Below are 7,864 nucleotides of genomic sequence, written 5' to 3' on the forward strand. Positions count from 1 at the left end.
CTCCGGCAGGCATCGTCAGGGGCGCTCGCGCTGGTCGGGTGGCACATCGAGCAGGCGCAGGGCGCTGCCGACGACGCGCGAGAAGACCGGGGCGGCCACGGCGCCCCCGAAGTAGTCGTCGCCGCGCGGATGGTCGATCATCACCACGGTGACGATGCGCGGCTCGGAGACCGGTGCAATGCCCACGAACAGCGAGCGGTAGGCGTTTTCCTGGTACCCCGCGCCCCCGGTCTTGCGTACGGTGCCGGTCTTGCCCGCCACGCTGTAGCCCGGCACCTGGGCGCGCCGGGCACCGCTCTCCGGCTCCACGGCCTGATCCATCATGGCCAGGATGCGATCGGCGACCTGGGGATCGATCACGGGCTCGCCCGGTGGCGCCTGGTCTACACGCAGCAGGGAGGGCGGCAGGCGTTCGCCATGATTGGCGATGGCGGTATAGGCGCTGGCCAGCTGGAGGGCCGAGACCGAGAGGCCATAGCCGTAGGAGAGGGCCGCCCACTGGCTGCTGGACCAGCGCACCGGCGCCGGCACGCTGCCGCTGGCTTCGCCCGGGAAGCCAGTCCCCGGGACCCGATCGAAGCCCAGGGCCCGGTAGCGCTCGGGCACCACCGGGTCGTCGAGCTGCAGGGTCAGCTTGGACATGCCGATGTTGGAGGACTTCTCGAGAATCTCGGCCAGGTTCAACTCACCATAGTTGCGGATGTCCTTGATGGTGAAGCGGTCGATGACCATCCAGCCCGGCGCGGTATCCACCACGGTGCCGGGGGGGAACTCCCCGGTCTCGAGCAGCGCCGACATGGCCAGTGGCTTCATCACCGAACCGGGCTCGAAAACGTCGACGATGGCCCGATTGCGCAGCCCCTGGGGATCGAGTCCTGCGCGGTTGTTGGGGTTGTAGGAGGGCTGGTTGGCCATGGCCAGCACCTCGCCGGTGCGCGCATCGAGCATCACCACGATGCCGCCGTCGGCACCGTGCTCGGCGACCGCCGCCTTGAGTTCGCGATAGGCCATGTACTGCAGGCGCTGGTCGATGGCCAGCGTCAGCTCGCCGCCGGGTTCCGCCTCGCGGAGCACCTCGAGGTCGCGCACCAGCTGACCGCGGCGGTCCTTGACCACACGCCGCTGTCCCGGGGTGCCGGCGAGGAAAGGCTGATAGGCGAGCTCCAACCCCTCCTGGCCGCGGTCGTCGACGTTGGTGACACCGATCAGTTGGGCCGCCACCTCGCCGGCGGGGTAGTAGCGCTTGTATTCGTGCTGGGCGTAGACCCCGGCCAGGCGCAGGTCGAGCACCCGCTGGGCGGCCTGAGGGGTGAGCTGGCGGCGCAGGTACATGAACTCGTGCTCGGCGTAGCGCTCGAGGCGAGCGTCGAGCGTCTCCAGCGGCGTCTCCAGCGCCTGGGCCAGCATCAGGCGCTGGATGCGATCCTCGGGCACTTCCTGGGGATTGGCCCAGAGCGTCACCACCGGCGTGGAGATCGCCAGTGGCTCACCGTGGCGGTCGGTGATCATGCCCCGGTGGGCGGAGAGCGGCTCGGTACGCAGGATGCGCGCATTGCCCTGCCCCTGCAGGAAGGGCCGGTCGAGGACGTGGAGGGTCACGATGCGCCCGGCCAGCAGCAGCATGCCGATCGCGACCAGCACCAGTACCAGGAAGTAGCGCGCCCGCCCCATGGGCGGTGACGCGGGGCGGCGGCGCGGCGTGACACCGCTGGACGGGGTGGCGCTCATGGGCGAATCACCTCGACGTCGGCGACGTCGGGCAGGCGCATGTCCAGCCGCTCCACCGCCAGGCGCTCGATCCGCGCCGGCGACGACCAGGCGCTCTCCTCGAGCAGCAGGCGCCCCCACTCCGTCTGCAGCTGATCGCGTTCCCGCTCGAGTTGCTGCAGCCGGGCGTACTGTTCGCGGGTCAGGTGGCTGACGGTGATCGCCGCCATGGCCGAGGCTAGACAGACCGCCATCAGCAGGAGCAGTAGCCACAGGCGCAGGCCACCGAATCGCCCTAGCGGCCAGCCGTAGCGGGAAGTGTCGGACGCCTGACGTACTGCGCTCATGGTGTCCCTCAGGCCAGCTTGCGTGCTGCGCGCATCACCGCGCTGCGGGCACGCGGGTTGTCCGCGACTTCGTCGGGCCCGGGGCGACGCGCCTTGCCCAGGGCGACGAGACGGCGTGCGAGCTGGTCATCGCGCAGCGGCATGCCGCGCGGCAGATGGCTGTCGCCGCGCACGTGCTGGCGAATGAAGCGCTTGACGCGACGATCCTCGAGGGAGTGGAAGCTGATCACCACCAGGTGGCCGCCCGGCGCCAGCGCCTCCAGCGCGGCGGCGAGCGCTGCATCGAGTTGCTCGAGCTCGCCGTTGACGTGGATGCGCAGCGCCTGGAAGACCCGCGTGGCCGGGTGCTTGCCCTTTTCCCAGGCGGGATGGGCGGCCTTGACCACCTCGGCCAGGTCGGCGGTGCGGGTGAAGGGCCGCTCCACGCGGCGCGCCACGATGGCCCTGGCCAGGCGGCGTGCGAAGCGCTCCTCGCCATAGGCCTTGAACACCCCGGCGATCTCCGCCTCGCCGGCCCTGGCCAACCAGTCCGCCGCGCTTTCGCCGCCGGTGGGATCCATGCGCATGTCGAGGGGCCCGTCGCGCAGGAAGCTGAAGCCGCGCTCGGGGTCATCGAGCTGGGGCGAGGAGACCCCCACGTCGAGCAGCACCCCGGCCAGGCGCTCGTGGACCCCGTGGCGCTCGGCAATCTCGCCGAGGCGGGCGAACTCGCCCTTCTCGATGGTGAAGCGAGGGTCGTCGATGCCGCCGGCCTCGGCCACGGCCTGGGGGTCGCGGTCGATGGCCAGCAGCCGCCCCTGCGGCGACAGCCGGGAGAGAATGGCGCGACTGTGGCCACCGCGCCCAAAGGTACCGTCCAGATAGAGGCCGGCGGGGTCGTGCACCAGGGCCTCGACCGCCCCGTCGAGCAGGACGCTGGCATGGCGATAGCCGCGGGGGGACGATTCGGGGGCGGAGGACGACATGCGCTTCTCGGTGTTGGAGCCGGGCGACGGCGATGCCGTCATGCCGGCCGGAAAGAAAAGGGGGAGTCGGCCGATAAGCCGGGTTCTGTCGCGGACAGCCATTCCTCTAGGCGCTGCGTCACCGCCGCGCTCAAGCGACCTACCCGAACCCGACGCGGGCCACGTCATGGGGTTCCTATTTGGTCTTGCTCCGGGTGGGGTTTGCCGTGCCACGCGCTGTTGCCAGGCGTGCGGTGCGCTCTTACCGCACCCTTTCACCCTTGCCGGCCTCCCGCAGGAGACGTAGGCGGTCTGCTCTCTGCTGCACTTTCCGTCGGCTCGCGCCGCCCAGGCGTTACCTGGCACCCTGCCCTGTGGAGCCCGGACTTTCCTCCCCCGACGCCGGCCGCATGGCCGGGCCGGCGGCGACTGTCTGGCCGACTCCGAGCGCAAGAATACCAGCGCCACGGAACCCCCTCAATGGCTTTCCCGGGCCTCCTTGAGCGCCTGGGCCTCGGCATACCAGGCCTTCTTGGCCCCGCCCAGCAGCCGCGCCGCTACCCCGGCGGCCTGCTTGACCCCCACGCCCTCGGCCAGCAGCGCGCCGAGCAGCGCCCGGCCTTCCACCGCGGCCTCCGCCGGCGCCGCACGCGGCTCGGCGCCGGCCACCATGATCACGAATTCGCCGCGCGCCTGGTCGGGGTCGGCGGCCATGCGCGCCAGGAGCACCTCAGCACTGCCCTCGAGGAAGGTCTCGAAGGCCTTGGTCAGCTCCCGGGCGAGCACCAGGCGACGCGCACCGAGGGTGGCGGCGATATCCGCCAGGGTGTCGCGAATGCGGTGCGGCGACTCGTAGCACACCAGGGTCGCCTCGCAATCCGCCAGGGCCTCGAGGCGCGTCCGGCGAGCCGCCGAACGCGCCGGCAGGAAGCCCTCGAACCGAAAGCGGTCGGTGGGCAGGCCCGCCGCCGAGAGCGCCGCCACCAGGGCGCAGGCTCCGGGCACCGGTACCACGCGCCGACCGCGCGCACGCAGCTCGCGCACCAGCACGAAGCCGGGGTCGCTGATCAGGGGCGTGCCGGCATCGCTGATCAGGGCGACATCCTCCCCGGCGACCAGGCACGCATCGATCCGCTCGATCCGCGCCGCCTCGTTGTGCTCATGCAGCGAGAGCAGCGGACGGTGCAGCCCCAGGTGCCGCAGCAGCCGGGCGCTGTGGCGGGTGTCCTCCGCCGCCACCAGGGCCACCTCCGCCAAGACCCGGGCCGCCCGCGGGCTCAGGTCGTCCAGATTCCCAATCGGCGTGGCGACCACGTACAATGAACCCGAGCTCGTATCAGACATGAGGGCTCCCGGAGCGAAAACGACAAGGGATACGGTTCCATGGACAAGACGCCTCGCGGCCTGCTGGCCACCGCGCTGTTCGCCCTGCTGCTCGTCGGCGGCTGTGCGTATCAGCCCGGACCGGTCGAGCGCCTCCCCGACGACCCGCAGACGCTGCTCGAACAGGCCCGTCAGCAGGAAGGCGAACAGGCCGCAATGAGCCGCCTCGAAGCGGCGGACATCCTAGCACGCCAGGGCCAGCGCACCCAGGCGCTGGAGATCGCTACTGCATTGGAGGACCAGGCCCTCGACGACGACGCCTACCGGCGCTGGGCGCTGCTACTCTCGCGGCTGGGCGGCGAGGCGGACGACCCCTCGGCGGTGCTGCGCGCCACCCAGGCGCTCGACGAGCGCGACCTGCCTGGCGAGGCGCGCCGCACCCTGCGCGAGCGCCAGGGGCGCGCCCTGGCGCGCATCGGCGAGCACCTGGCCGCCGCCCGGGCGCTGCTTGCCGTGCAGCGCGACAGCGAGGGCGTGGCCCTCAACGAGGATATCTGGCACTCGCTGTCGCGTCTCGACGGTCAGCAGCTCGCCGCGCTGGAAGAGGGTGCCGGGTCGCTCACCGCCGGCTGGATCGAGCTGGCACGCCTGCCCCGCGAAGCGGGCAGCGACGTCGAGCGCCTCTTCGCCCGCTTGGAGACCTGGCGCGAGCGCAACCCTCGTCACCCCGCCGCGCGCGAAGTGCCCAGCGACCTGCTCGCCCTGCGCGAACTGCGCGGCCAGGCGGTCCGCCACGTCGCCGTCATGCTTCCCGAAACGGGCTCGCTGGCCGGTGTCGCCGAGGCGATCCGCGAGGGCATCCGCACTCACCATCTCAACGCCGTGGAACGCAACGGCGGCGTGCGCCTGAGCTTCTTCGACTCCAGCCTCGGCGACCTCGACCTGCTCTACGCCGAAGCCCGCGACGCCGGCGCTCAGGTGGTGATCGGCCCCCTCGACAAGTCGCTGGTCACGCGGCTCGAGAATCGCGACCGCGTCCCCCTGCCGACGCTGGCCCTCAACTACGGCGAGGGCGAGCGCAACCGCGCCGAGAACCTCTACCAGTACGGCCTCTCGGCCGAGGACGAGGCCCGCCAGGTGGCGCGCCGCGCCCGCGATGACGGCCACCGGCGTGCCGCCATGCTGATTCCCGACAACGAGTGGGGCCGCCGCGTGGGCGGCGCCTTCGCCGCGGCGTGGCAGGAGCACGGGGGGACCCTTACCAACCGCGTGGCCTATGCCCCCTCCGGCTCGGCCACCGACAGCACCCAGCGCACGCTGGCCGGCGGACGACCCGACATGCTATTCCTGCTCGCAGTGCCCAACTACGCACGCCAGGTGCCGCCGACGCTGGATTACTACGACGCCGGCGAACTGCCCGTCTACGCCACCTCCCACCTCTACGAGGGGCGCCCCCAGCCACTGCTCGACCACGACCTCGACGACGTCAACTTCATCGACATTCCCTGGCAGATTCCCGACGCCGCCGTGGGCGGCGAGGAAGCGCTCCCCTACCTGGCCAGCTACCGGGCGCTGCAAGAGGACGCCGACCCCTCGCTGTTCCGCCTGATGGCCATGGGGGTGGACGCCTACGAGCTGGCGCTGCGCCTTCCCCAGTTCCGCCTGCTGCCGGAAAGCGAGCTGTTCGGCGCCACCGGCACCCTGGCCGTGGGCTCCGACGGCCGCATCCATCGCCGCCTGCCCTGGGCGCGCTTCGAGAGCGGCCTGCCCCGCCCGGTCCTGGTCACCGACCTGTGGGGCGACAACGGCGCACCGCTATCGGGCCTGCCCGGCAGCAATGGTCAGCCGGACGCGTCGGACAGCGACAATGGCAGCGACTGATGCCCGCGCGCGGGGCGCGCGCATCGAGCAGCTGGCCGCCGACTGGCTGATCGCCTAGGGACTCAAGCTGGTGGCACGCAACCAGCACGCCAAGGGCGGCGAACTGGACCTGGTGATGCGCCACGGCGACACCCTGGTGTTCGTCGAAGTGCGCCACCGCGCCGACAGCCGTCACGGCCATCCGCTGGAGACGATCACCGCGACCAAACAGCGCCGTCTGATCCGGGCGGCGCGTTTTTATCTCACCCGCAACCGGCTATCATGTCCGTGCCGCTTCGATGCGCTGGCCGTGACCGGCACACCACCCGCCCTGCATTACGAGTGGGTGCCGGGGGCCTTCGAAGCCTTCTAGGGAAGGCGGACCAACGCCTCTATGCGCCCCGGGACCAGGACGACAGAATGGACTTCCAGCAGCGAATACTCGGACACTTCAACGCCAGCATCGACACCAAGACCTATGCCAGCGAGGTACTGCCGCCCTTCATCGAGGTCGCCAGCCAGATGATGGTTCAATGCCTGGTCACCGAAGGCAAGATCCTGGCCTGCGGCAACGGTGGCAGCGCGGGCGACAGCCAGCACTTCTCCTCGGAGCTGCTCAACCGTTTCGAGCGCGAGCGCCCCAGCCTGCCGGCGCTGGCACTGACCACCGACACCTCGACGCTCACTTCCATCGCCAACGATTACAGCTACAACGAGGTGTTTTCCAAGCAGGTGCGCGCCCTGGGCCAGCCCGGTGACATCCTGCTGGCGATCTCCACCAGCGGCAACTCGGCCAATGTGATCCAGGCCATTCAGGCAGCGCATGACCGCGAGATGACCGTGGTGGCCCTGACCGGTCGCGACGGCGGCAACATGGCCTCCCTGCTCGGCCAGGATGACTGCGAGATTCGCGTCCCGGCCACCTCCACGGCACGCATCCAGGAAGTCCACCTGCTGGTGATCCACTGCCTGTGCGATCTCATCGACGAACAACTCTTCGGCACAAGCGAGTAAGCCCCATGACCCTGTCCCGTCTTTTCCCGCTCCTGCTCCTGGCTGCCCTCCTCGGTCTGGCCGGCTGTACCACCGTCACAGGCGTCACCCATCCCGGCACCATCGAGGAGAACTACGGCGAGCGCACCCTCGGCACCCAGGTCGAGGACGAAAGCATCGAGACCAAGATCACCCACAACCTGCGGCGCACCGACGCGCGCCTGGGCGACGCCCGCATCAACGTCGATGCCTACAACGGCGTGGTCCTGCTCACCGGCCAGGTGCCCAGCGAGGAGCTCCGGGAGATGGCCAGCGAGGTGGCCAGCGAGGTGCGCAACGTGCGCGACGTCCACAACGAACTGGCCATCGCCGGCAACCTGCCGGCCAGTCAGCGCCTCGCCGACACCTGGCTCAATACGCGCATTCGCGCCACTCTGGCCGCCGACGAGACCATCGATACCAGCCGCCTGCGTTTCATCACCGAGAACGCCAGCGTCTACATCATGGGCATCGTCACCCGCACCGAGGCCGACCGCATTGTCGATGCGGTCTCGGGCATCGGCGGTGTGCAGCGCATCGTCAAGGTGTTCGACTACCTGGATTGAGCCCGAACGCCGGCGGGCGGCATTAACCCATCGGGTAGGGGCCGGGGTTGCCCCCGGCGCCCTCCCACACCACCGGGCATACGGT

7 protein-coding genes, 1 other RNA gene and 1 pseudogene are annotated in these 7,864 nt (G+C 70.4%); 4 read left to right on the forward strand and 5 right to left on the reverse strand.

Annotation, left to right across the window (positions count from 1 at the left end):
• Nucleotides 1-15: 15 nt before the first annotated feature.
• From FEF15_RS16305 to rsmI, 5 genes are all read right to left on the reverse strand, one after another.
• On the reverse strand, nt 16-1,728 hold the full coding sequence (locus FEF15_RS16305; RefSeq protein ID WP_163560222.1) for a penicillin-binding protein 2: 1,713 nt from the start codon (nt 1,726-1,728) through the stop codon (nt 16-18).
• Nucleotides 1,725-2,054, reverse strand: a complete 330-nt coding sequence (ftsL, locus tag FEF15_RS16310) for a cell division protein FtsL (RefSeq protein WP_163560223.1) — start codon at nt 2,052-2,054, stop codon at nt 1,725-1,727. Before ftsL ends, FEF15_RS16305 begins: the two co-directional genes overlap by 4 nt.
• Nucleotides 2,055-2,062: 8 nt before the next feature.
• Complete coding sequence (gene rsmH, locus FEF15_RS16315) at nt 2,063-3,019, reverse strand: 16S rRNA (cytosine(1402)-N(4))-methyltransferase RsmH (protein ID WP_163560224.1); 957 nt, start codon at nt 3,017-3,019, stop codon at nt 2,063-2,065.
• Between the two features lie 58 nt (nt 3,020-3,077).
• An RNA gene (rnpB, locus tag FEF15_RS16320) (RNase P RNA component class A) lies at nt 3,078-3,443 on the reverse strand.
• 32 nt (nt 3,444-3,475) lie between these two features.
• Nucleotides 3,476-4,342, reverse strand: coding sequence for a 16S rRNA (cytidine(1402)-2'-O)-methyltransferase (gene rsmI / locus FEF15_RS16325; protein WP_163560225.1), 867 nt, complete (start codon nt 4,340-4,342; stop codon nt 3,476-3,478).
• A 39-nt stretch (nt 4,343-4,381) separates the two neighbouring features.
• On the opposite strand from rsmI, the gene FEF15_RS16330 reads away from it, so the two are divergent.
• From FEF15_RS16330 to FEF15_RS16345, 4 genes and pseudogenes are all read left to right on the forward strand, one after another.
• Complete coding sequence (locus FEF15_RS16330; protein WP_163560226.1) at nt 4,382-6,202, forward strand: penicillin-binding protein activator; 1,821 nt, start codon at nt 4,382-4,384, stop codon at nt 6,200-6,202.
• Nucleotides 6,189-6,554, forward strand: a pseudogene (locus FEF15_RS16335) (YraN family protein). Before FEF15_RS16330 ends, FEF15_RS16335 begins: the two are co-directional and overlap by 14 nt.
• Before the next feature lie 47 nt (nt 6,555-6,601).
• A complete protein-coding gene (locus tag FEF15_RS16340) occupies nt 6,602-7,195 on the forward strand; it encodes a phosphoheptose isomerase (RefSeq protein WP_163560227.1) in 594 nt (197 codons plus the stop codon).
• A 5-nt stretch (nt 7,196-7,200) separates the two neighbouring features.
• On the forward strand, nt 7,201-7,779 hold the full coding sequence (locus FEF15_RS16345) for a BON domain-containing protein (protein WP_163560228.1): 579 nt from the start codon (nt 7,201-7,203) through the stop codon (nt 7,777-7,779).
• Nucleotides 7,780-7,864: the final 85 nt, after the last annotated feature.

It is taken from the genome of Halomonas sp. NO4, assembly GCF_010994375.1.
Lineage (GTDB): Bacteria > Pseudomonadota > Gammaproteobacteria > Pseudomonadales > Halomonadaceae > Halomonas.